Raw genomic sequence first — 1188 nt, 5'->3', positions numbered from 1 at the left:
CTTCTTATTCGAAGATTTTAGCTACAACACCCGCACCTACTGTACGGCCACCTTCACGGATTGCGAAGCGTAAACCTTCGTCCATCGCGATTGGGCAAATTAGCTCTACAACAAATTTCAAGTTGTCGCCTGGCATTACCATTTCTACGCCTTCTGGTAACTCTACAGAACCAGTTACGTCAGTTGTACGGAAGTAGAACTGTGGACGGTAGCCCTTGAAGAATGGCGTGTGACGGCCACCTTCGTCTTTGCTTAGTACGTATACTTCAGCTTCGAACTTGGTGTGTGGAGTAATTGAACCAGGAGCAGCCAATACTTGACCACGCTGTACTTCGTCACGCTTAGTACCACGTAGAAGAATACCACAGTTCTCACCAGCACGACCTTCGTCTAAAAGCTTGCGGAACATTTCTACACCAGTACAAGTTGTCTTAGTAGTCTCTTTAACACCTACGATTTCAATTTCTTCTGAAACCTTGATGATACCGCGCTCTACACGACCTGTTACTACCGTACCACGACCTGAAATTGAGAATACATCTTCAATTGGTAGTAGGAATGGCTTGTCGATATCACGCTCTGGCTCTGGGATGTAAGTATCTAGCGCTTCTGCTAGTTCTACAATTTTTGCTTCCCACGCTTCTTCGCCTTCTAGGGCTTTAAGCGCTGAACCTTGGATTACTGGAATGTCATCACCTGGGAATTCGTATTCAGATAGAAGTTCACGTACTTCCATTTCTACTAATTCTAGAAGCTCTTCGTCGTCTACCATGTCACATTTGTTCATGAATACGATGATGTAAGGTACACCAACCTGACGAGAAAGTAGGATGTGCTCACGTGTTTGTGGCATTGGGCCATCTGTAGATGCTACTACTAGGATAGCGCCGTCCATCTGTGCTGCACCAGTGATCATGTTTTTAACGTAATCGGCGTGTCCAGGACAGTCTACGTGTGCGTAGTGACGAGTTGGAGTGTCGTACTCTACGTGTGAAGTAGAAATGGTGATACCGCGCTCGCGCTCTTCTGGAGCGTTATCGATTGCTGCGAAATCTTTAGCTTCACCACCGTATACTTTTGCAAGTACGTTGGTAATAGCTGCTGTTAGAGTTGTTTTACCGTGGTCAACGTGGCCAATTGTACCAACGTTTACGTGCGGTTTTGAACGTTCAAATTTTTCTTTAGACA

General features: G+C 45.6%; 1 protein-coding gene. It reads right to left on the bottom strand.

Annotated elements, in window-relative coordinates; translation table 11 throughout:
* Positions 1 to 4: 4 nt before the first annotated feature.
* The coding region (tuf, locus tag ACYFDN_RS21395; protein WP_040307742.1) for an elongation factor Tu at positions 5 to 1188 on the bottom strand (1184 nt) is incomplete at its 5' end.

This window comes from Agarivorans sp. D1326, assembly GCF_056958115.1.
The sequence above is the reverse complement of the archived record's forward strand: the minus strand, read 5'-3'. Positions and strand labels throughout refer to the sequence as shown.